The organism is Microbacterium testaceum (assembly GCF_020781835.1).
GTDB classification, from domain to species: Bacteria; Actinomycetota; Actinomycetes; order Actinomycetales; family Microbacteriaceae; genus Microbacterium; species Microbacterium testaceum_H.
Map to the genome: position 1 here is coordinate 35,028 of NZ_JAJGNJ010000006.1, position 21,498 is coordinate 56,525.

The 21,498-nt window shown below is 67.1% G+C and carries 16 protein-coding genes; 6 read left to right on the top strand and 10 right to left on the bottom strand.

Annotated features, from left to right (window positions below):
- Positions 1 to 46: 46 nt before the first annotated feature.
- Genes LL239_RS10105 through LL239_RS10125 form a run of 5 tightly spaced genes read left to right on the top strand, consistent with a single transcriptional unit; the run spans position 47 to position 5,777 of the window.
- Positions 47 to 955 (top strand): nucleoside hydrolase, encoded by a 909-nt coding sequence (locus tag LL239_RS10105; RefSeq protein ID WP_228163314.1) that lies wholly within the window; start codon positions 47 to 49, stop codon positions 953 to 955.
- A gap of 32 nt (positions 956 to 987) precedes the next feature.
- Positions 988 to 1,989, top strand: coding sequence for an ABC transporter substrate-binding protein (locus LL239_RS10110; protein WP_228163315.1), 1,002 nt, complete (start codon positions 988 to 990; stop codon positions 1,987 to 1,989).
- A complete protein-coding gene (locus LL239_RS10115) occupies positions 1,989 to 2,777 on the top strand; it encodes an ABC transporter ATP-binding protein (RefSeq protein WP_228163316.1) in 789 nt (262 codons plus the stop codon). Before LL239_RS10110 ends, LL239_RS10115 begins: the two co-directional genes overlap by 1 nt.
- Positions 2,774 to 4,381, top strand: coding sequence for an ABC transporter permease (locus tag LL239_RS10120; RefSeq protein ID WP_228163317.1), 1,608 nt, complete (start codon positions 2,774 to 2,776; stop codon positions 4,379 to 4,381). Before LL239_RS10115 ends, LL239_RS10120 begins: the two co-directional genes overlap by 4 nt.
- A 22-nt stretch (positions 4,382 to 4,403) precedes the next feature.
- Complete coding sequence (locus LL239_RS10125; protein WP_228163318.1) at positions 4,404 to 5,777, top strand: amidohydrolase family protein; 1,374 nt, start codon at positions 4,404 to 4,406, stop codon at positions 5,775 to 5,777.
- 106 nt (positions 5,778 to 5,883) lie between these two features.
- On the opposite strand, the gene LL239_RS10130 is transcribed toward LL239_RS10125, so the two are convergent.
- The 5 genes from LL239_RS10130 to LL239_RS10150 form a co-directional block, all read right to left on the bottom strand.
- A complete protein-coding gene (locus LL239_RS10130) occupies positions 5,884 to 6,303 on the bottom strand; it encodes a hypothetical protein (RefSeq protein WP_228163319.1) in 420 nt (139 codons plus the stop codon).
- A 160-nt stretch (positions 6,304 to 6,463) separates the two neighbouring features.
- A complete protein-coding gene (locus LL239_RS10135) occupies positions 6,464 to 9,601 on the bottom strand; it encodes an LPXTG cell wall anchor domain-containing protein (protein ID WP_228163320.1) in 3,138 nt (1,045 codons plus the stop codon).
- A 480-nt stretch (positions 9,602 to 10,081) separates the two neighbouring features.
- The gene (locus LL239_RS10140; RefSeq protein ID WP_228163321.1) at positions 10,082 to 10,777 is read right to left on the bottom strand and encodes a hypothetical protein; all 696 of its coding nucleotides are present in this window, start codon (positions 10,775 to 10,777) and stop codon (positions 10,082 to 10,084) included.
- Positions 10,778 to 10,866: 89 nt separating this feature from the next.
- A complete protein-coding gene (locus LL239_RS10145; protein WP_228163322.1) occupies positions 10,867 to 11,274 on the bottom strand; it encodes a Fic family protein in 408 nt (135 codons plus the stop codon).
- Positions 11,275 to 11,490: 216 nt separating this feature from the next.
- Entirely contained in the window at positions 11,491 to 11,646 is a 156-nt protein-coding gene (locus tag LL239_RS10150) for a hypothetical protein (RefSeq protein ID WP_228163323.1), read from the bottom strand.
- A gap of 186 nt (positions 11,647 to 11,832) precedes the next feature.
- Here LL239_RS10150 and LL239_RS10155 point away from each other — a divergent pair, with 186 nt between their 5' ends.
- A complete protein-coding gene (locus LL239_RS10155; protein WP_228163324.1) occupies positions 11,833 to 13,245 on the top strand; it encodes a plasmid pRiA4b ORF-3 family protein in 1,413 nt (470 codons plus the stop codon).
- Positions 13,246 to 13,325: 80 nt separating this feature from the next.
- On the opposite strand, the gene LL239_RS10160 is transcribed toward LL239_RS10155, so the two are convergent.
- The 5 genes from LL239_RS10160 to drmA all read right to left on the bottom strand — a co-directional run bounded on the left by LL239_RS10160 (position 13,326) and on the right by drmA (position 21,473).
- The gene (locus tag LL239_RS10160) at positions 13,326 to 14,285 is read right to left on the bottom strand and encodes a nucleotidyl transferase AbiEii/AbiGii toxin family protein (protein WP_228163325.1); all 960 of its coding nucleotides are present in this window, start codon (positions 14,283 to 14,285) and stop codon (positions 13,326 to 13,328) included.
- A complete protein-coding gene (locus tag LL239_RS10165) occupies positions 14,282 to 14,872 on the bottom strand; it encodes a type IV toxin-antitoxin system AbiEi family antitoxin domain-containing protein (protein WP_228163326.1) in 591 nt (196 codons plus the stop codon). Before LL239_RS10165 ends, LL239_RS10160 begins: the two co-directional genes overlap by 4 nt.
- 160 nt (positions 14,873 to 15,032) lie before the next feature.
- A complete protein-coding gene (gene drmC, locus LL239_RS10170; RefSeq protein ID WP_228163327.1) occupies positions 15,033 to 15,740 on the bottom strand; it encodes a DISARM system phospholipase D-like protein DrmC in 708 nt (235 codons plus the stop codon).
- The gene (drmB, locus tag LL239_RS10175) at positions 15,730 to 17,760 is read right to left on the bottom strand and encodes a DUF1998 domain-containing protein (RefSeq protein WP_228163328.1); all 2,031 of its coding nucleotides are present in this window, start codon (positions 17,758 to 17,760) and stop codon (positions 15,730 to 15,732) included. The genes drmC and drmB overlap by 11 nt, the downstream gene beginning before the upstream one ends.
- On the bottom strand, positions 17,760 to 21,473 hold the full coding sequence (gene drmA, locus LL239_RS10180; protein ID WP_228163329.1) for a DISARM system helicase DrmA: 3,714 nt from the start codon (positions 21,471 to 21,473) through the stop codon (positions 17,760 to 17,762). The genes drmB and drmA overlap by 1 nt, the downstream gene beginning before the upstream one ends.
- Positions 21,474 to 21,498 lie beyond the last annotated feature (25 nt).

Consider the following 21,498-nt stretch of genomic DNA (forward strand, 5'->3'; position numbering starts at 1 on the left):
CAAATCGATTTGGCTCACCCGCTTGCAGTGAAGGACTACTCCGCCCGTGCTTCTCATCGACACCGATCCCGGCATCGACGACGCCCACGCCCTGGCGATGGCGACGCGCTCGGTCGCCCACGACCAGCTCATCGTCACGACCATCGCCGGAAATGTTGGGCTCGACCGCGTCACCGACAACGCGGAATGGCTGCTGGCTCAGTGGGCCCCTTCCGTGCCGCTTTTCCGCGGAGCCGCGACTCCGCTCGTAGGACCCACCGTCGACGCGGCACACATACACGGTGACGATGGTCTCGCCGGCTTCCCGCGCGAACGGGCCACAGCGCAGGTCCAAGGGCCGCCCGCCGCGAGCGCCATCGTCGATGCCGCGCGAGCCAATGTCGGTGAATTGGACATCGTCGCTCTCGGCCCGCTCACAAATCTCGCGCTGGCGGTGCTGCTTGAACCGGCTCTTCCCGACCTCGTCCGCTCGGTGACGATCATGGGAGGCTCACCCGCCCAATTCGGCAATGCCTCGCTCAACGCCGAGTTCAACGTCTTCGCCGACGCAGAAGCCGCAGAAGTGACGCTGTCACGCATGCGTGACGTGACGCTACTGACCTGGGACACGTCGCTGGAGACGCGATTCACCGCCTCCGAGCTCGCACGGATGTGGTCGGGAGACTCCGTGGAGGCGCGCACCCTGCGGGCACTCCACGAGCATCGAATGGCGAACGACGCCGCCTATGCCGCCAATGAGACCTTCGGCCGCGCGGACCCCCTCGCCATGGCGGTCGCACTCCGACCCGAGTGCGTCGCGACGTCGGTCGCGCACAGGATCCACGTCGTGCGCGACGGCGGCCTCGCGCACGGCGGGACCCTGGTCGACCACCTCGACGCGACGAGCGATCGCCCTCCGGTCGTCATTCCCCAAACCTTCCACCGCGACATCCTCATCGACGCCCTCGCCGTCTGACACGTCGCTCAACCCCATACAGGAGACACCGCATGAAAATCACACGCCCCCTCGCTGCAGGCTCCCTGCTTCTGGCCGCAACCCTGATCGTCACGTCCTGCTCCTCCGCCCCCGACGCGTCCGGCGACGGCGGGCTGTCCCCCGCAGCGATACAGCTCGGATGGCTGCCCAACGTCGAGAACATGGCCGTGATCGTCGCAGACGAGAAGGGCTACTTCGAAGACGAGGGCATCGACGTCGAGATCCTCCCCGGCGGGCCGGACGTCACGGCGGACGCGCAGATCGCCGGAGGCAACGCACTCATGGGCATCCTTTCCGCGGAGGTGCTCGCCAATTCTGCGGCGGCGGGCTCAGGGCTCGTCGCGATCGGGGCCATCTACCAGACCACGTCGTCGGCCGTCGTGACCCTCGCCGATTCCGGGATCGAAGACATCACCGATCTCGAGGGGCGCTCGCTGGGCATGTCGCAGACAGACGCGGTCGTCTACGGCCCCTTCTTCGACCTGGTCGGTGTCGACGCGGACCAGATCGAACAGGTCATGACCGGATCCGACCCCGCATCCCTCGCCTCCGGCGAAGTCGACGCGATCACCGGCACCCTCGCAAACCAACCCGTCGTACTCGCCGCGCAGGGCTACGACGTGCGGAGCATCCCTCTCGCCGACTACGGCTACAACCGCTGGAGCGGACTGCTCGTCGTCCGAGAGTCGTCGCTCGCAGATCCGGACGAGCGCGCCCTCATCGCTTCGATGCTCACCGCGCTCCAAGCCGGCGCCGAGGACACCGTCGCAGATCCCGAGGGCGCCGGCCAGGTCGTTTGGGATGCATACGGCGAGCAGCTCGGGCTCGAGCTGGAGACGCAGGTCGAGGGCGCGAAGGTATGGGCCGAACTGGCCCAGGCGAACAGCGAGCAGGGACTCATCAAGGTCGACGAGGCGGGCCTGGAGAGACTCCAGCAGTTCTACACGACGGTGGGGATCACGACGCGTGCCGTCGACGTCTTCGATCTGAGCCTCGGCGAAGAGGTGCTCTGATGCACCCGGCATCGGGCCTCACGACGCGCGGGGTCCGCAAACTCTTCCCCACGCGAAGGGGTGCGGTCGAAGCACTGGCCGACGTGAACCTCGACACGACCGCGGGTTCGTTCTCGGCCCTGATCGGACCGTCCGGATGCGGCAAGTCGACGCTGCTGCGGATGTTCGCGGGACTCGACAATCCGACCGAGGGCGAGTTGGCGGTGCTCGGGACGGCCCCGCACCGCGTACAGGCGGCCCATCAGATCGGCGTGGCGTTCCAGGACGCGGCGCTGTTGCCCTGGCGCAGCGTCGAGGCGAACATCGCGCTACCCCTCCAGGTCGCGGGGCGCAAGGTCGACAGGAAGGCCATCGCCGACCTCATCGCCCTCACGGGGCTCGAAGGATTCGAACAGGCACGGCCCGCCCAGCTCTCCGGTGGCATGCGGCAGCGCGTCGCTATCGCGCGGTCGCTCGTGCTCGAGCCGAAGGTGCTTCTGCTCGATGAGCCATTCGGCGCGCTCGACGACATGACCCGTCGCACCATGAACATCGAGCTGCAGCGCATCTGGACCGAACGCCCGACCACGACCCTGTTGGTGACGCACTCGCTCGACGAAGCCGTGTTCCTCGCAGACAGCGTTTTCGTCATGGCGGCGCGGCCCGGCCGCATCGTCAGCCGGGTCGAGATCGACCTGCCGCGCCCGCGTCTGCCCGAGACCCAGCGCACGCCGGAATTCCACGGCTATCGCGACATGCTGAGCGAGCTGCTGTTCTCGGCGAAGACAGTGCAGGGCGAGGCCGCATGACCACCGCAGTCGTCTTGCGGGGCGGGCCCGAACGAACGGTGAGACCCATCGTGGCCCCCGTCACGGCGGTCGTCGGGTTCTTCGGGGTGTGGTGCCTCGTCGCCCTGGCGTTCTCGAGCACCGCCATCGTGCCCTACCCCTGGACCTTGGTGTCGCAGATCGTCGCGGACTGGAACCTGATCGCCATCAACACGGCGTCGACGATGCGCGTCGCGGCGTCGGGGCTCGTCGCCGCCGTGGCCGTCATGGCGCCCCTGGCTTGTCTCTGCCTCGTGCTGCCGGTGAGCGAGCCGATCATCATGCGGGTCGCCCTGGTGATCCATGTCATTCCCTTTGTGGCGATCGCGCCCATCTTGCTCGTCTCCCTGCCCACTGACATGTCGCGTACGGTCATCGCGGCGCTGCAGGTGTACTTCCCGCTCCTGGTCGGATTGCTGCTGGGCCTTCGATCAGCGGATGCCGCCTCGCTCGATGTCGTGACAGCATCGGGCGGAAGAAACCTCGCGCGTCTTCGCCATGTGCGCGCCGCGAGTGCTGTGCCACAGCTCGTGGCGGGCCTCCAGATCGCGGTACCCGCTGCCGTGCTGGGTGCCGTCATCAGCGAGTTCTTCGGTGCGGACCGCGGTCTCGGCGCCATCATCGTCACCGCGCAGCAATCGTTCCTCATCGATCGCACGTGGGCCATCGCCATCTTCATCGGCGCTCTCGCGGCCGTCGGCTATGGGATCGTCACGCTCCTGGCGCGCGTGCTCGTGCCCTGGGCCGGCCAGGGTGCCGGTGTCGGCACGCAGATCGCGGGAACGGAGACCTCTCCGCTGAGGCCCATACCATCGCTCGTCGCCGGCATCGTGAGTGTCATCCTGCTCGTCGGGTTCTGGCAGTCGCTGCGCAGCGTCTTCGGTCTGCCGGCGTTCTTCACGCGCACACCGGGCGAGATCTGGACGTTCCTCTTCGCCGGGAATCCGCTGTCGGGAGCACCTGCCGTGAAGTTCTGGGAGGAGTTCGGCCGGGGACTCTCGCAGACGCTGCTCGACGCGGCCGTCGGTTTCATCACGGGAACAACGATCGCGATCGCCGTCGCCATCCTCTTCGTCGCGGCGCCCCCGATCGGACGCGCGTTCATGCCGGTCGCCGTCGTCCTGCGCTCCGTTCCCCTGCTCGCCCTGACACCGTTGCTCATGCTCATGTTCGGGCGCGGACTTCTGGGGGTGACGGTGCTGGTGACTCTCGTGACTTTCTTCCCGACGCTCGTCACGGTCATGACGGGACTCAAGACGGTGCCGGCGGGCGCCATCGACGTCGTGCGGGCATCGGGCGGATCGACCCTGCAGACCGCCTTGCTCGTGCGCCTGCAGTACGCCCTGCCCTCCATCACGGCAGCCGCCCGGATCGCGGTCCCGAACGCCTTGGGCGGGGCGCTGCTGTCCGAGTGGCTCGCAACCGGAAAGGGCATCGGCCAGATGCTCACCCGCGCCTCCATCACGGCCGACTATTACACGCTCTGGGCAGCCGGCGTTCTTGTCGTCATCGTCGCCCTCGTCGCCTACGCCGTCATCGGCTGGCTCGACGGGTTCGTCCAGCGCCGACTCGGCATCGCCGTCTGACCCCGCTACCGGAGATACACACATGACACCCCGCACCGCTGACCTCGTGCTCGAGAACGCCGTCGTCGTCACCTTCGACGACGACCGGACGGTTGTGCATGGCGGCGCCGTCGCAATCGAGAGCGGCGCGATCGTCGACATCGGTTCCGTCGTCGATCTGCGCCAGCGCGTCGTCGCGACGACGCGCCGCGACATGGCCGGCCGCATCCTGATGCCCGGTCTCGTCGATGCCCACATCCACACCGCGCAGACGATGATGCGCGGCCTGCTCACCGCGTTGCGCCGGCGCAGTGCCCTGCGCGTTCCGACGTGGCGCGAGTACCTCGTGCCTTTCGAATCCCACCTGTCGGAGGACGACGTAGCGCTCTCCGGTCAGCTTGCCTACTCGAGCATGCTCGCCACCGGCACGACCTCCTTCTTCGAGTCGGGAGGGCCGCACCCGCTCGCCATGGCCGATGCCGCATGGCAGACCGGCATCCGAGGAATCGTGAGTCAGAACACGATGGACGGCGGAAACCGGATCGTCGAGTCCATGCAGCTGAGCAGCGACGAGGCGCTCCAGCGCAACATCGACGTGGTCGAGAAGCTGCCGGCCGCATCCGACGGCTCGATCAGGGTCACGGGCGGCATGTCGCTGCGTCAGATCGTCGCGTGCTCGACCGGACTCGTCATGGACATCCACCGCGAAGCCCGGGCCCGCGGAGTCAAGGTGCACACCCACCTGGTCGAGGGCAGCTACGAGATCGACCACGCCCTCGAGAACTTCGGTGCACGCCCGGTCGAATACCTGCAGGCCATCGGCGTCTTCGACCACACCCTCCACGGTGCGCACTCGGTCATGGTCGGCGACGGCGACATCTCCGCATACGCCGAGCACGGCGTCTCTGCAGCCCACTGCGCGAAGGGCAATTTCGGCATCGGGCCTGCCCCAGCCGTACGAATGTGGCGTCGCGGCGTCGACATCGGTCTCGGAACAGACGGAGTCGCAGCGCTCGGAACGCTCGATCTCTTCCGTGTCGCCATGATCGCGCGCGTCGGGCAGCAACTCGTCGAGGGCGTCTCCCGTCACAATCGCAACGAGATCGATCCGAAGGAGCCGCTCGAGATGGCCGTGATCGGCGGCGCGCGGGCGATGGGTCTGGGCCATGCCATCGGCTCGCTCGAGGTCGGCAAGCGCGCCGACATCGTCGTCGTCTCACTCGACAGTCCGGACGCGTGGGGCTACGACTCGGAGGAGGCGTTCCTCTACGAATGCGCCAGTGGCCGCGATGTCACCGAGGTCTACGTGGAGGGCGTGCAGGTCGTCGATGAGGGTGTCGTCACGACCGTGGACACCGCTGAGGTCGCCGCGCGTGCCCGTCGACGCCAGCACGAGCTTGCCTCGCTGATCGCCTGACACCGACCGACTCGAGGGCACGTGCCTAGACTCGACGAGGCCGTCGGCGCCTCGTCATGCGGACCGCCTTCGAGGATCTGCCGGCATCCCGACCCGGCCAGCGACGTCAGGGAGCGACGACCGAGATCGTGAAGGCGATCTCGCTGCCATCCGGGGCCGTGAGGGTGGCCTCGGTCATGCCCATCTCACGCGCTTCGAACCCGGGCCGGAACGTGGCGCCTTCATCCGAGCCCCCGGCCGAGAACTCCGCGATCGACGGGTCGGCGGTGGTTCCGCGCCACTGGTCCTCGGTGCCGTCGTCGACCGCGATGACCAAAGCGGTCCCGACGATGACGGACACGTCCTCACCGTCCAGCTCGCCGGGTGACACGATCGTGGGCGGCAGCGCATGCAGACCACCGGATGCCGCCGAGCTCGATGAAGGCGACCCTCCGGCGGGCTGAGCGGGATCGGTCGATGCGGCGCAGCCGGTGGCGACGAGGGCGAGCGCGACGAGTCCTGCCACGGCGAAGGATGAACGAGCCACGGGGACCTTCTTTCGGGAGGAAGCCGGAACCGGATGCCGATTCGGATGCTACCGCGAGAAGCGCCCGACTCCCGGCAATGTCGGCGGGGCTCGGCATCCCGGTGTCGATCACCGCACGTCGCGCGCTGCAGGTCGCCGCTCTCGCTGTGCGGCAGAGCCCTCATCTGCCGCTTCGCCGCCGGTTCACCAGGACGACACCTCCGCCGAGAGCCGTGAACAACGCTCCGCCGATCGCGGCCAGCATCCACAGCCCGCTGTCCATGCCCGTCTGCGGAAGGTCCGCACGACCGACCGCCGCGGGCAGTTCGGACGGTCGGGGCTCGGATGTCGGGGAGAGTGTGGGCATGTCGCTCGGCTCGGGCGTCGGAGTGGGGGTGGGCGTCGGGGCGAGAGCCTGCACCGTCAGCGTCGCCTCCTGGACACGAGCCGATCCGGCGCCTTCGGCCCGGGCTGTCGTCGCGCCGAGAGCGGCGTCGGCGGCGATGACCGTGTCGATGACCGCCGTCCCGTCGGCGTCGGCGAGGACGGCCGGGAGGACCGTGCCGCCGAGGGTCACGGTGACCGCCTCTCCTGCTCGGAAGCCGGTCGCGGTGAAGTGCAGCCGATCACCGCGCGCGGGCTCGGCATCCGACGTCGCAAGGGTCCCCGGGATCCGTGAAGCCTCCCACTCGTCGCAGACGTCGCCCTGCACCCCGAACGCCGGCACGGGTTCCTCCTCCCCCTCGACCCCGTCGTCCTCCCGGATGGTCAGCTCCGAGAAATCACGCGTGCCCGATACCGCCGACGACGTGGTCGTCGACGACGTCAGAACGGTCGCCGCGGATTGCGCCGACGACCGTGTGTCACCCGCGATCTGCACGGGCACCGCGAGGCACGTCTGTCCGGGAGCGAAGGTCACGCGTGTGGAGCCGGTACCGGTGGGGGCGCTCTGCCACGGCGAGACGACCGTATTGGCGTAGGCCGACACCGGGACGTCCCACGCGCGGTCCAGCCATACGGCGACATGCGCCGTCCACGGCTCGGCCCCCTCGTCGACCCGGGTCGGAGCCATGTTGACCCCGGGTCGCGCCATCGGCATCGGCGTTCCCGCCGAGGGCGAATCGAACGCGAGGTCACTGAGGAACACGCCCCCCGTGGCCACGCCGTCGGCACCGACGCCGGCGGTGAGCCGGACCTCCCGCACATCGGTGAGGTCGACACCGCTCACCTCCGCCAGGGGAAGAGTGATCTGCTGCAGCACGACCTTGTCGAGGAGGAAGAACCCGCCCGGCATCCGGTTCACCGCGTACGGGTTCAGCGCGGACGCGTCGACGGAGTACGACCCGCCGGATCCGTCGATCACGGTGATCGAGAAGTCGGTCCCGGCGCTCACCACGTCCGAGGGTGCGGCCTTCAGGGTCAGCTGCTCGAGATCGCTGACGTCCCGCTGGGATTCGGGCACGAGGAAGCGCAGACGCGCGTCCGCGCCCGGCCCGACCATCCGTCCGGATGCGCCATCCCAGGTGAAGAGCGTCGCCGTCAGCGCCGGAACGGCGGTGGCCAGGAGCGCCGCCGACCAGTGGGGCGCTTGCGCTTCGGACCGGTAGGTGCAGGAAGGACCGGAGACGAACGGGCCGGATCCGTAGCAGGGTTCCACCACCGCGACCCCCTCGGCGACCGCTTCTCCCACTCCGCTGACGTAATCGCTGATCAGGCGGGTCGACGCGGCGGGTTGCGTCGCCATGACGCGCACGTCCGCGAAGGGCGTGAGCGTCGTCGATGGGCGACGTGAGCCGTCGAAGAGGGGACGGAACTCGTCCTCGCCGCCGAGTGTCAGGCGGAAGAAGCCCGTCATGTAGGACACTCCGACCTGGTACTGCTCAGCGGCGCTCAATCGCGTCGGGGAGGTCGTCGCGCATGCGGAGGCATCGTCGAAGGCGGGCCAGTCGTCCGACGCGCCCGCGGGGTACTCGCCCGGTGTCCATACGCTGCTGAAGAAGTTGTGGTTGGCCCCCATCACCCACATCGCGGAACGGAGAACATCGTCGTCGAAGGCACGCCGCGAATCGTCGATGTACTTCTGTCCCTGCTGATCGGCGACGTCGCCGTCGCAGTAGGGCAGCACCACCAGCGTCGTCGCGTCGGACACCGTGCGGCGGGCGAAGTCCGTCGGCGCGAGCGGGAGGACGGACCGGATGCCGAACGGGTCGTCCGACGCGGCGTTGAGCTGCGCGGCCGTCACGACGCCTTCACCCCCGCGGGAGTGACCCATGAGACCGACCCGGGTGAGATCGAAACGCCCCGCGAGATCGGACGCGGTCAGCCCCGACGGGCGTGCCGGCTGATCTGCGCGCACCACGGCGCGCTGCAGGGCCTCATCGAAGCTGCGCACGATGGGATCGGCGCCCTCGGTCACGTCCGCGAACTCCACGGCGTCTCCCCGGTTCAAGGCGTCCAGCATGTCGAGGGTGTCCAGGACGAGGCGACCCCGGGCCTGGGCGCCCTGATCGAGCGTCAACTCGGCATCCGTCGCATTGATGGCGTTGGCCGAGACGGAGACGACGTCGTACCCGTGCGAGGCGAGCGCACGCGCCGTCTGCTCGTATCCCAGGTAGGACCGGATCACGAGCTGGTCGTCGGCGCAGGGCCAGTTCAGCTCCGATTCCCCCGTGGCCGCATCGCCGCACGTGGCGTGGCGCCCGTGCTGGAAGACGACGACGGGTCGCGGGCCGGTGGCCCGGCTCAGGTAGAGCTTGCCCGCCACCTCACCCCGAGTGCCTTGGTATCCCGCCAGCGCAACCGAGCGGTCCCCGAAGTCGTACTCGACTTCGACCACGTCGTAGGGTCCGGGCTCTGACGGATCCGTGATCGGCTCGGTCGCGGGGAGCGCTTCGAGCTGCTTCCGGAGTTCGTCGTTCTCCGTCTCGGGGGCGCGGCGCTGGCCCGAGCGGCCCGACTCCTCCCCCGCCTTCGGACCCGGGCTCGACGCCCAGCCCTTCGCCACCTCGCGCGCCGACGCCGCGCGGTCGTCGAACGTGGTCACGGTCAGGGTGCGGCCCCGGTCGCTCGTGCGTGCGATGCCGATGGGCTCGCCGTCCACGACGATGGTGGGCGCATCGCTCACGATGGGCAGCGGCTCGTCGAGCCGGAGCGTCACGGTGTACCCGCCGGGCGCGCGCTCGACCGTCCAGTCCTCTCCCGACGCCACGACCGCGTCGTCCGGAGTTCGAGCCGAGACGGGAGTCGCGATGGCTCCCGTGAGAAAGAGGGCCAGGATCGAGGCGATCGCGAGGTGACGGCGCCAGGGACGTGCAGGCATCGGGGGGAACTCCGTTGTCGGATGGCGAGCAACCCCGAGGACGCGACAGCCCCCCAGGCCACGTGATTCCCCGAAGTAAAGCAGATCCCCGCCCCGACGGCGAGGATCGCCGCGAAGACACGCCATCACGCTGCTTCGTACCCGGCTGGAAGGAGGATGGTCCGGCGATCGCGTGGTATCAGCCTCGGGGTCGCTGGTTCCGCCGGCCGCGGTACATCCTCGATGAGCCCGGCTCGGCGTAGTCGGTTACCGAAGAGCCAGCTGGTGTATTGCGCTCCGCGCTCGGCGCGGTCCATAGCTCCCGGTTCCGGGTCTGTCGCCGGCGGGCCACTTCGAGCGCGCGACGACGAGCCCGGACCGCAACTCCGCCGGCACTCGCGGAGCGCCACAGGTTTCACAGGAGTTGGCGTGGGTGCGGCGCACGGTCCTGGTCAGCTGCGTCCGCAACCGCCCGCGCCCCGGGCTTGCGTCCGCGGTCGATCACGTCACTGGTGAATCAGCCCGAGTAAGCGGGTCAGGCGCCGACGTCGCGCGGAGTCGTCCTCGGATCGGAGGACAGGTAGATGAGTCGTCCACGGCCGCAACAAGCACGAGCACAGCGGCGATCGAGCCATAGAACTCGAACGTCGGGCGAAAGTCCGGTGGGTCGACCTCGCCTGCGATGAAGGACATCTGCAGAACAAAGGGACTCCACGACAGGATCCCGCAACACGCTGCGGCGGTAGACAAGGCGCGAGATGAGGACACCGAACCGACCCTGTCGACGATGTACAGGACCGCACATACGACAAGTGCAAGAACTACAGACTCTGCGGCGAAGCCCGGCAGTCTCATCACCATCACCTCAGGCACGGTGGACGCCACGCTGAGCAGGCGCGATTGATCGACGTCCATGTCAGCCACGATCGCCAGGATCCCGCAGCAGTAGCCCAAGAGTGCGAACGGTATGAATCGCACGGAACCCCCAGAAGCGACGGTCGCCGAAACGAAAACCTCCTCCGGCGCGAGGGCCGAAGGAGGTGAAAAGGCCACGAGGAGATCGCTCGTTCGCCTGGTTGTAATAAGAAATATATGGCTGGGGTACCTGGACTCGAACCAAGAACAACTGAGAGCCGCCTGGCCCGCCCGGGCAAAGCCCCGAATCGATGGAGTTCCCCGTAATTTCAGGGATCTCATGGGGTCGAGCCTACCGCCGGCTACCGACAGCTACGCAGTGATTCGTGCTGATTCGCGCCTCCCGGGAGGGTTTCTGGTCACCAATCTGGTCACCGGTTCTCTCCGTCGTCGAGCCTCTGGACGGGGACGAACTCGGCGAGCGGTTGGGGATCTCTGGTGACGTCGTACTGACGCAGCAAGGCGATGTATCGTCGCTTGTCGATGTCCCAGTCGTACGTCTCTGCGATCGCCTCCGCGTCTTGCGCGGCGAGGAACACCAGGTCGGCGAGCAGGCGCGTCGTTCGCCCGTTCCCGTCGACGAAGCCGTGGATGCGGACGGACTCGGCATGTACGGCGATGCCGAGTTCGCGTGCTGTCCAGTCGTCGGTGCGCTCCCAGCGGTACCGGATATTGTCGAGCGATCCGCGGAGCTCGACGGCGATGCGCTCGGGTTCGACGCGTTCGGTACCGACCTGCCCACGTCCACAAGTCTCCGTAGAGCTTCTGATGCAGGTCACGGAGGAACGCGTCCGTGAGGATGTCGGTGAGCACGAGTCGCCCGTCGGCGATGTCGTCGAGCAACGCGATGCTGACGTCATCGCTGATCGCCTGCTCAGCTTCGTAGAGGTCGATCTTCTTCGGCTCATCGCCGAAGATCTCACGAGCCTGTGGGGTGAGGGCGTCTGCTTCTTCCGGGTCCAACGGCGTCTCGCCGTATCCGGGCCCGACACCCATCAAATGCGCTGCTTGCGCGCGGCGAGGAAGCGCTCGACCCGCTCAGAACGAGTAACACCGACCGGCACCGACCTGTTCTCCAACGCCGCCGACGCCCGCGTGGAACGCAGAGCGGCACGATTAAGCGCCTCACGAGTGACATCCTTGCGCTTCATATGCTCACCTCCGGCAGCTAGGGCTCTGCTTCATTCTATCGTGCCGGCTCCCTTCTGGCGGGGTGCGGTGCGCTCCCCGCCAGGCACTTCCCTGACCAGCAGTTGGGCGGACGCCGACGTGCTCCGTGAGAATTGATCGCGATGGCGCATCCCGAAGTGATGTGCCCGAAGGTCGGGAGAAGGAAGATGGCATCCGAGAAGTTCGAGGCACCGGATCTTCAGAAGTTCATCGCCTCGCTGAGGCCCGACGCCGATCATCTGGACGATCTCTGGCGTCGTCCCGAGCCGCAGCTCCTCCCCATCCCCGCTACGGTGCGGGGCTTCCGTATCCGTATCGACCTGCAGCGCACGAAGCCGCCGGTGTGGCGACGCATCGAGGTTCCCGGCGACATCCTCCTCCCGCGGCTGCACGAGGTGATCCAAGCGGCGATGGGATGGACCGACAGCCACCTGCACCGCTTCCGCACGAGCAATGACCGCAACGCTCCCGAGTTCCTCACCCAGTTCGACCTCGACGAGGGCGACGAGGGGATGCTCGAAGACGATGTGCGCCTCGACCAGGTCATCGCTGATGAGGGCGACCGGCTCTGGTATGACTACGACTTCGGCGATGGCTGGGCGCATATCCTGCGCGTCGAGAAGGTGCTCGACAGCACTCGCCCGGTCCCGGTATGCGTCGGCGGGAAGCTCGCCTGCCCACCAGAGGACTGCGGCGGCGTCTGGGGCTACAGCGAACTCGCCGATTGGGTGCGCAACGACTACGACGACGCACTCAGACCCGAGGTGTTCGACAGCGCCGAGGAAGGACGCGCCTGGCTGCCCGACGGCTGGCATCCCGACGCCTTCGACATCGATGAGACGAACGAGCTCATCGCCGCCGTCACCGCGGAGCCGATCCCGGTCGTCGAGGAACTCGCGTCGCTGCTCGAGCTGGCACGGAACCGCGGCGCACGCGGCCTGCGCAACGCGCTTGCGCATCCGGCCGCTTCCGGTGGGACCGATGTCACCACCGACGAGGCTGCCGACCTCACCGAGCCGTTCCGTGTGCTGCTCGACGTCGTCGGGGACGGCGTGACGCTCACCGGCGCCGGGTATCTGAAGCCCGCCGCCATCGAACAGATCGCACACCGCACGGGCATCACCGAATGGTGGATCGGCAAGGCCAACCGCGAAGACCTTACCTGGCCCGTCGCGGAACTCCGCGCCACAGCACGAGCGCTGGGGCTCGTCTCGGTGCGCAAGGGCCGCATCGCTCCGACTCAGACCATCGCCAAACGCCGTGACGACCCGCAAGCGATCCTCGGGCACATCATCGGCCGGATCCCACTCGGAACAACCCCCGCCAAGCGGCACGCCGGCTGGATGGCGCTCACCGTTGTCGCGAACGAGACACCCGCTGAACTGTGGGAGGAGAGCATCAGTGAGCTCATGTTCGAACTCGGCTGGCGCGATCGCGAGGACCCCTACAGCGCCCCCTCACCCGAGAGTCTCACTCTCGAGACGCTCCGCCTGCTCGCGGGCTCGATGCGCACGAACGGGCGGCCCAAGGGGGTGAACACGGCTGTCGCAGCCATCGCCCGGGCCGTGATACGGGCCTGACCGCCTGGTGGCACCGCAGCAGGGTTTCTGGTCACCAATCTGGTCACCGGATCGGCTGCGGTCAGGTCCGGCAGAAACCGTCACAGGTCCGTCCTACCTATAGCGGTTTCTGTTGGCCCGAATGGTGTGACGGGCGTCGCGCTCCAGCTCCGTTCGGCGGGGCTCCACACGGCCTCGGCGTCGAGCCCCCCGAGCACCGGGTCGACGAAGACAGCAACGGCGGCCACGGTGTCGGAGAACCTCTCCGGCAGACTCGCGCCTGCCTCACCGAGCGCCGTCCGGTAGGCGGCATAGGTCGAGTTGCGTAGCACTGCGAGCCCCTCGGCGGCCTGCGCCAACGGAATCAACGTGGTCCCGCGGAAACCTGCGGTGGCCGTGAGCGCGTCACGCAGTTCCCCGCACTGTAGAGCCTGTGTGCCGGTCAAGAGGTGGATGTCCGCGAAATCACGCACGCGCGTGTTCGCCCGTCGCAGTTCGATCGCGGTGACGAGTTTCTCTGCGAGCACCGTCTCGATCGGGTAGCCCAGGATGCGGATCGGCGGAGTGTCCGGCCGTAGCGACGGCAGATCAACTGTTCGCGGGGCCGGAGTGACGGGGTCGCCGAAGTTGATGTCAAGCCGCAACTTGACCTGCGCTGTTGCGAGCTGTGCCGTCATCGTCACCCGCACACCGGAATACAGCGCATCATCGCGGATCACTGCGGTGGTGACCGTCTCGGGCAGGAACTCGACGCCGTCGTCTGGGTCTTCGATCGTGGCGATCTCGGCCACGCGGCGGGCCACGGTCTCTTGATCAGAGGCCATGTTACGAGCGAGGGCGTCGGCGTCGACCGTAGGACGGCGGGCGCCGAAGGAAGCCAGCAGCATCCCGCCCTTCAGGATGAAGTCCTCGGCGTACGGTGAGCGCGACATCCGCGACAGCCATCGCTCGACGACGTACATCGTGAGCAGTTCCTGCGTGCCACGTTTCTGGCGACGAGCCTGATTCTGCAGGTCGAGGTACGCGCGCCCTGCGGCGCTCTCTCGCGTGGGGCGACTCATCGGGCACTCGCAACATCGAGCGCAGCACGCATCGGCCCGAACGTCCCCAGCGCCTCCGCGTACTCCAGCAGCAGTGCCGGTTTCGAGTTCGGTGCTGCCAGATATCGGTGAAGCGCGGCATGCGCAATCGGCTCACCAAGGCGTCTCCGAAATCTCATGAGATCCACCACCGTCCTCGCCGCATCGTAGATGCGCACGGGCTCCCCCGGCCCTGCCTCGAACGCGGTCAAACCAAGTTCGAACGTGGCCTCATCGAAGCGAAACACCGTCACAGGCGGGTAAGTGATCGCCGGCGTATGCGACCGTTTGGGAACCGCGATCTGCACCAACGCCGGCATCTCGTCCGTCAGGTCATGGATCGCTGCCGCCGAGACGCAGCACACGATCGCGCGAGGAGCGCGGTGCGCCACTGCGATCATGTCGGGGTACGACGCCGGGGGCGCGTCTGCTCGACGGAAGACCCCGCGCGAGAGTTCGATGATCTGACCGCCATCTCGCCAGGCATACAGATCTCGCGGATGCACACCATGCGCCCGCGAGGTCTCCGTCGTGAACGTCGACGGGAGCGACTCGTCCAACTCCTTCACGGATACAATCCTTGCACAGAACAATCACCTATGTGTGGTTTTTATCCACATCTGTTGGGCGACCCCCGATGTCGCGTCTCGTCCAACAGTCACCGGACTGTTGCCGCCGGAATGCCCTTGTGTGGGCGACACACTCGCCGAGCGCGTCGAGTTGATGGAGCTAAGGAACCAGCTCATAGAGCGACCCATGCTTGCTCCTCATGGTGGTCTCGACGGATGCAGCAAGAGCGGTATCGCGGATGAGGATGCCGAACTCGATGTTGCGATTCTCAGCCGAGAAACTGAAGTTGGCACTGGTGATGAGCAGCAGCTCGTGATCGACCACGATGAACTTGGCGTGACTGATCACCTGCTTGCCGTTGGGCAGAAGCGCAGAGCGGTAGACGGTCGCTCCCGGTAGCTGAACCTTGACCGTCGCGGCGTCGGCGACCCCGGCGTCAACGTAGACGGTGACCACAACGCCGGGCTGATCGGAGGCCGCTTTCAGGGCCGTCCACATCTGCGAGGTGTCCTGGAAGTTGTATGTCGCCGCTGTCACCGACTGCCGTGCTGCTCCGACGATGCGGTGGAACTCGCTGGTGAGGTGGCCGATGTTGGCCTCATTACCGGGCATCGTCCACACTGGCGTCAGCTCACGTGGGACGGTCTTCGCACCGGCGATCGCGCGCAGCACGCTGACAGCACGCTCGCGGTCGCTGGGAGCGATCCCCGATGCTGCAAGCAGCTCCCTAACGTGCTCGCGACGGCTGATCGCGATCTCGCGTACGGCGACGCTGATGGGCGTGCCGGTCCCGAACTGCATTGCGAGCCGCTCCGCTTCGGTCGCGGTGAGGAAGCTGCCGAGTTCCGCAAGCGGGTCAGAGGCCATGAACGCTGCCGAAGAAGCCCGGAACGGTTGGGCCGCTCGCGGTCGGGAGGTCGAGGAGGAACCGACGGTCGAGGAACCGGTTGGCCTTCTCGCACGAGGTCTCCGAAGCGAAGGAGCAGGTGTGGCAGGCCGCGCCGTGAAGGAAGTCCTCGGGGTCGGACGGCGTGCGTTGAGCGCAAACCGGGTCGGACGAGCATCGCGCGGCCCGACGTAATCCGGACAGCACGATGTTCTGGAGCTTCGTCGGTTCTGAGAGAGCAACGAGGCCGCCGAGCGTTCCTTCGCTGTCAGACGCTGTCGTGCAGATGAGCAGTCCTGCCGCGGCCTCGCGCCCGGGCTCGTCACGCCAGGCGTAGATGCGTTCGGTGAGGCTGGCCGCGCCGTAGCCCGAGTACATCGCCATCTCCCGGATAAGAATGTGCGACAGCGTATGAACGAGCCAGTAGCGCGGTGCGGGCATACGAGTATCGGGGTCCACCGCTTCGGCAGTCTCGGAGAAGCGACGGGCGAAGTTGCGGCGGTGCGCTTGGACGTGGGCGTCCCACAACGGGGCTCCCTCTATCTCACGCTCCCACCGCGCGACAGCGTCAAGGTCGAGCTGGATGAAGATTCCCTCTCCTCGGTCCTCGGTAGCAGGTACCCAGATGGGCTTGCCAGTCCGGGTGAGATCAACCAGGCGCGAGGCGACGTCATTCACGCGATCCATCTCGTCGAGGCGGGTGAAGCCGAGGACAGCGTTCACCTTCTTCATCCTGTCCACGCCGACGACGCGGGTGATGCGTGGATGCAGGTCAGCACCGCGCTGCTTCTCCGTGACCATGAGCCCGGTGTCGTTCTGCTGTTCGGGGAACAGAATCGGCTTCTGGAGATAGCGCCATTCGGGGATGAGTAGCTCGATCGGGTCCCAGCTGGCGCGGCGCTCTTCGCGGGCCTCTTCCGACTCCGGGGGCGCGAGCACGTCGGCGACGGCAGTAGCGAGGTCGGCGTCGGAGAGGCTGGCCACGTCGATGTCGCGTGCCCCGGCGAGTGCGCGGATGACCGGGATCTGGTCAGCGAACTGCTGGATCTGCTCGACGCCGAGCTCGACGCGAAGTTGGTCGGCGAGCGCTTCCTTCTGCTCGGCCTCCGAGCGCGGCATAACAATGATGCTCTGAGTCGAAGGGAACCACAGGTTCGAGGCACCCATCATGATCAAAGCCGGCTGAGCCTTGCAGCCAGGGAAGAAGGCGCCGAGATGAGGGTGGCGGCCACGGCAGGTCTGGGGAAGCTTTTCCCGTCCCTTCACGCCCTGGGCCTCGGCCATGCCACGGGTCGCGTTGCAGGACTGGCAGATGATCGTGGAGCCGACACTCTTACCAACGTTGGCGTCGCGCATCTTCAGGTCGGGGTTCTCTGCGACGGGGCACTTCCCGCCCTTGTGCACCCACAGCGCGTACGGGAACTCGTCAAGGTGTCCGTTGGTGCAGGTCAGCAGGTGCTGCGCTGGCACAGCCGGGCTGCCCTCACGTCGTCCACGTCCGCCCCGGCCAGGGCACGGCTTATGAGTGAATTGGGCCAGATCTGGGCGGAACGGATGCGTGTTGGTGTAGGTGAACCGCGTGAGCGGACCGAGGTAGTCGCAACCGGTGCAGCGGAACCACTGCGGGAACACACGCGCGGGCAGGCCGAGGTCGGAGCCTTCGGTAGACATCGACCCCTTCTTCGGCTGCCACGGGAACGGACGCAGTGCGTCGGCCTGCGGCCCGAGGTGCAGCCGGACGACGTTGAGTAGGCGCGGTTCAAGGATCGTCGGGACGATCTCACGGCGCTTCCAGATCGGCTCCCAGTCATCCAATCCGGCGGGCATCACCGAGAAGTTCGGTAGGTCCATGATCGCGCCCGGGCCGTAGGTGTAGAGCAGCGATGAAGGCCGCGCCGAGCCGACCTTGGCCCGGTTCTTCGTCAAGCCGTCGTCGACATCGCCGAGCGGGTCGAGGGCGTCATTATTATCGGCCACTGCCGCGACGGTGGTGTCAGTCATCAGTCGTCCTCCCCCGTAGGCATGGCCCAGTCATCAACGCCTGTGGGGGTTCTGGCGAAGAGCCGGTCCGGGACCGGTGAGACCAGGATGTTGATCTCCGGCTGCACCTCGCGCATGGAGTTCGCGATTACAAACGGTGCTTCGGTCGAGCTGCCGATGTTGGCGCGGTAGTTCTCCGGACTGATGATCAGCGGCAGGTACTTGTCGCCCTCGCCGATGCGCTCGTAGACCAAAGCCTGGTGCCGCTCGGTCGCGTATCCGGCGCGGCTCATCCACCGGTCGACGCGGTTAATAAGCAGGTCGCCGGCCTTCTTGGCGAGGTCATCGTCCTGCGATGCGGCGAGGATGCGGGCCTTAAGTCGGTCGATGATTGCAGTCACGGCGGGATGCTGTGTGCCGATCTTCCCTGCCTCGCGCTCCGGCGAGAGCCCGTCAGCAATCGTTGCCTGGGCGACACGGGCGGCGCTAACGAGCAGCCCGTCGATACCGCGCTCCAGCGAGGTCGGCGAGAACGGCGTGACGGAGAGTGCCTCGACCTGCTTATAGAAGGTGTCGTGGTAGTGCCGGAACTGCTCGAAGTGGGCGAGGTCACGTGGCCGCGCCCAGTTCCCCAGCGACACGACCAGGCCAGGGCGTGCCGCGTCGCGGCCAACTCGCGACGACGCCTGGATGTACTCAGCGGTGTTCTTCGGCTGGCCGACCACGAGCATGAGTCCGAGGCGCTGCACGTCGACACCCACCTGGAGCATCGACGTGGCGAGGACGACGTCGAAGGGAGCGTCCCCGTCCCGCTTGGGCGCGGCCTTGTCTTCCCGGCGCAACGCGATTCGCGCCTGGAACGCCGCAGTCGTGTCATAGCCCGGGTCGAACTCTAGCCCGAGCTTGTCGAGGGTCTTGCCGATGTCGGCACCGGAGATCCGCGAGGTCAACTCGGCCACGTTGAGGCTCCCGAACGCAGTGCCGTACCTGCGCGGGAAGCCGGAGTCGCGCCGAGGGTTGCCGACTCGAGTGCTCACGTCGTCGTCCACGTACCGGCGCATGCCGGCGAGTTCCCGCGTGGCGTTGAAGTACCCGACGAGAGTCATGTAGGGGTCTGCCTCGATGCCAGCGCGGTCGAGCAGCAACTGGCCTGCAAGCAGCAGCACCTCGGCGAGGCGAATCTCGGCGCTCGACAAGCGCACGCCCGGCGCACTAACGCCGATGTAACGACGGCCGGGGTTCTGCTCGGAGACTTCGACCTCGCGCGAGAAGAAGGTGTCCGCCACGTCGAGCACCTGCGGCGGGAAGATCTCCACCTTGCGGCCGTAGAGCTGCCGTACCTGCTCGACCGCGTTGCGTACGGTGGCCGTCGAGGCGACGATCAGCGGCTTGACCGTCTTGCCCTCGAGCGTCTCCCACGAGCATAGCGTCTCGACGGCGACCTCGAACAGGCCGACGGCCGTGCCGAGCGCCCCGGTGATGAGGTGTAGCTCGTCCTGGATGATCAAGTCCGGAGGGCGCAAGCGATTGACCGGCATCACGGTCGCGGCCGGGTGGCCGTTATTCGCCGGATGCGACTGCACCGTGCAGCCGGTGTAGTCGGGGTGGACGTAGCCGTGTCGCCCGCAGCGCTTGCTGACGTACCCGAACAGTGAGGCCGCTTCGCCCTCGCGTGCGAGCCGGGCGAACTTGTCGACTGTGGCGATGACAAACGCCGGAGTGAGCCGGTAGATCTCCTCGTCGACGGTGAGAACCGGAAGTCCCTCGGGAACGCCGCCTCCCTTGGAGAACGGGCACCGGCCCAGCTCGTCGCCGCAGTGCACGAACACCCGGCGGCTGGTCGCGTCACCCTTCACGTTCGCCGGGGTGATCTCGGTCCCGCACCACGGGCATCGCTGAATCTGAAGGACCGTCAGCCGGTGCGACGCACCGTCGTTGACCTTCTTGAGCTGCTCGTCGGCTTCCTCGAACCGCTTCGGGCTGACGTCGGTGCCGACCCAGAGGCCGATGCGGAACGGTTCGGTCCCCCAGGTCGCTTCATCCTCGCGGCGGGCGAGTTCGGCGGCGCAGACGAGTGCAGTCGCGCGCTGGAACTGCTGGGCCGTCAGGAGGCGCAGCGTGTAGCGCATCAGCACCGACACCCCATCGCTGCCGTTCAGAGGGCCGTCACTCGATTGCACAACCGCCTGGCGGCGACGGATCGCGAACGTGTAGGCAGCCAGGCCGAGATATGCCTCGGTCTTGCCGCCACCAGTCGGGAAGAACAGCAGCTCCACGCGTGCCTGATGTTCCGCGCTGCGCAGTGGCGCGGTCGGGTCGACGAGCGCGCCGAGTTGCATGAGAATAAATGCAAGCTGGAACGGACGCCACGAGGCGACCGGCCTCCCATCCGCCTCGGCCGCTTCGAGAGTCGCCCGCACGTCCTTGCTTGACAGCGCGGGCTCGGACTTGCGAGCCTCGGCGACCTGCGAGGCGAGACGCTGATCACGCATCACGTGATTCATGAACTGGAAGCACTGGAGCGCGGTTGCATTCGACGCGACGAACTCCAGACCGTTGACGAGACGCTGATGCGCCTGCCGCGCCTCCCACAGCACCACATCGGCGGTCTCACGCAGATGCGCCGGGAGCTGCGCGGCGACGCCCTCCTGCCGGTCAAGCCATGCGCCGTACCCCGACACCAGCGGGGCGAGCCCAGCGCGAAGGTCGTCAGGGGTGCCGGACGCCAGGGCTCTCATTGCCAGGGACGCACCCTCGACTTCGCCGGCCCGAGTCTGGGGCGTCTCGGCCTTGGGCAACCAGGTCGTCGACACCGCGGTAGCGCGGCGCGAGCCCTTGCGCACGACCCAGTCGGCGGAGCAGGTGCGACCGATCGCGAACTCCAGCCGATCCTTGTACTGGAGATCGAGACGACGCACCTCGTCGTCATGCTCAGGCCATTCCTGCTCCATCACATCTCTCACCGGCAGGAAAACCTCGTCGCCGCCTGCGTCGACGACGAGCTTCGTCTGGAACATCCACATATTCGATGGGATTGGCATCGGAGTCTCGCGGTCGTTGCACAGCGCGATTTCCACGAGCATCCGCCCGTACTCAGCGTCGTCGTAGCGGTCGATCCGCAGACAAACCGCGTCACGGAGCACAACCGTCTCCGTACGGCCCGGGGTGAGCGTCGCCAGCAGGATCGTCCGGGTCTCCTCGACCGGCGAGCGCTGATACTTGCGGATCGGGCGGCCGGACTTGGACACCTCATCGGTCTCGACCGTCTCGTACGTACCCCACGACGCCGAGACATCGAACGATGCCAAGTCGCTCGGCACCTGAAACCGCAAGCCCATCGAAGCAGGGATCATCAAGCCCTGTTTAGGCGCACGGTCCTCGACATCATCCTCTTCGGCGTCAGCCTCGCTCTCGTCGGCGGCGATCGTCGGAACCCCTCGGCCTTCCGTAACGCCACTCTCGTCGAGACGCACCTCCGCGAGGTCGTCGGCATCGTCCTGGTCCAGAACCGAAGAGCCGATGCCCGTGAGCTTCACCGGTGCGACCAGCCCAACGAGGTACATCTGCTTCGGGCTGAATGGCAGCAACTCTTCCTCGCCATGGATCGGCCCGAGCAACTCCCGTTCCAGGATGTCAACGAGGTTCTCGCGCACACCGAACGAGCTGCCGTCCGTCGGAAAATCAAGCACGTAGTCCGAGCCCATAGGGGTACGCGCGTTCGTGCCTTCTGCCATGGAACCAGTCTGCCGCAGGCGACTG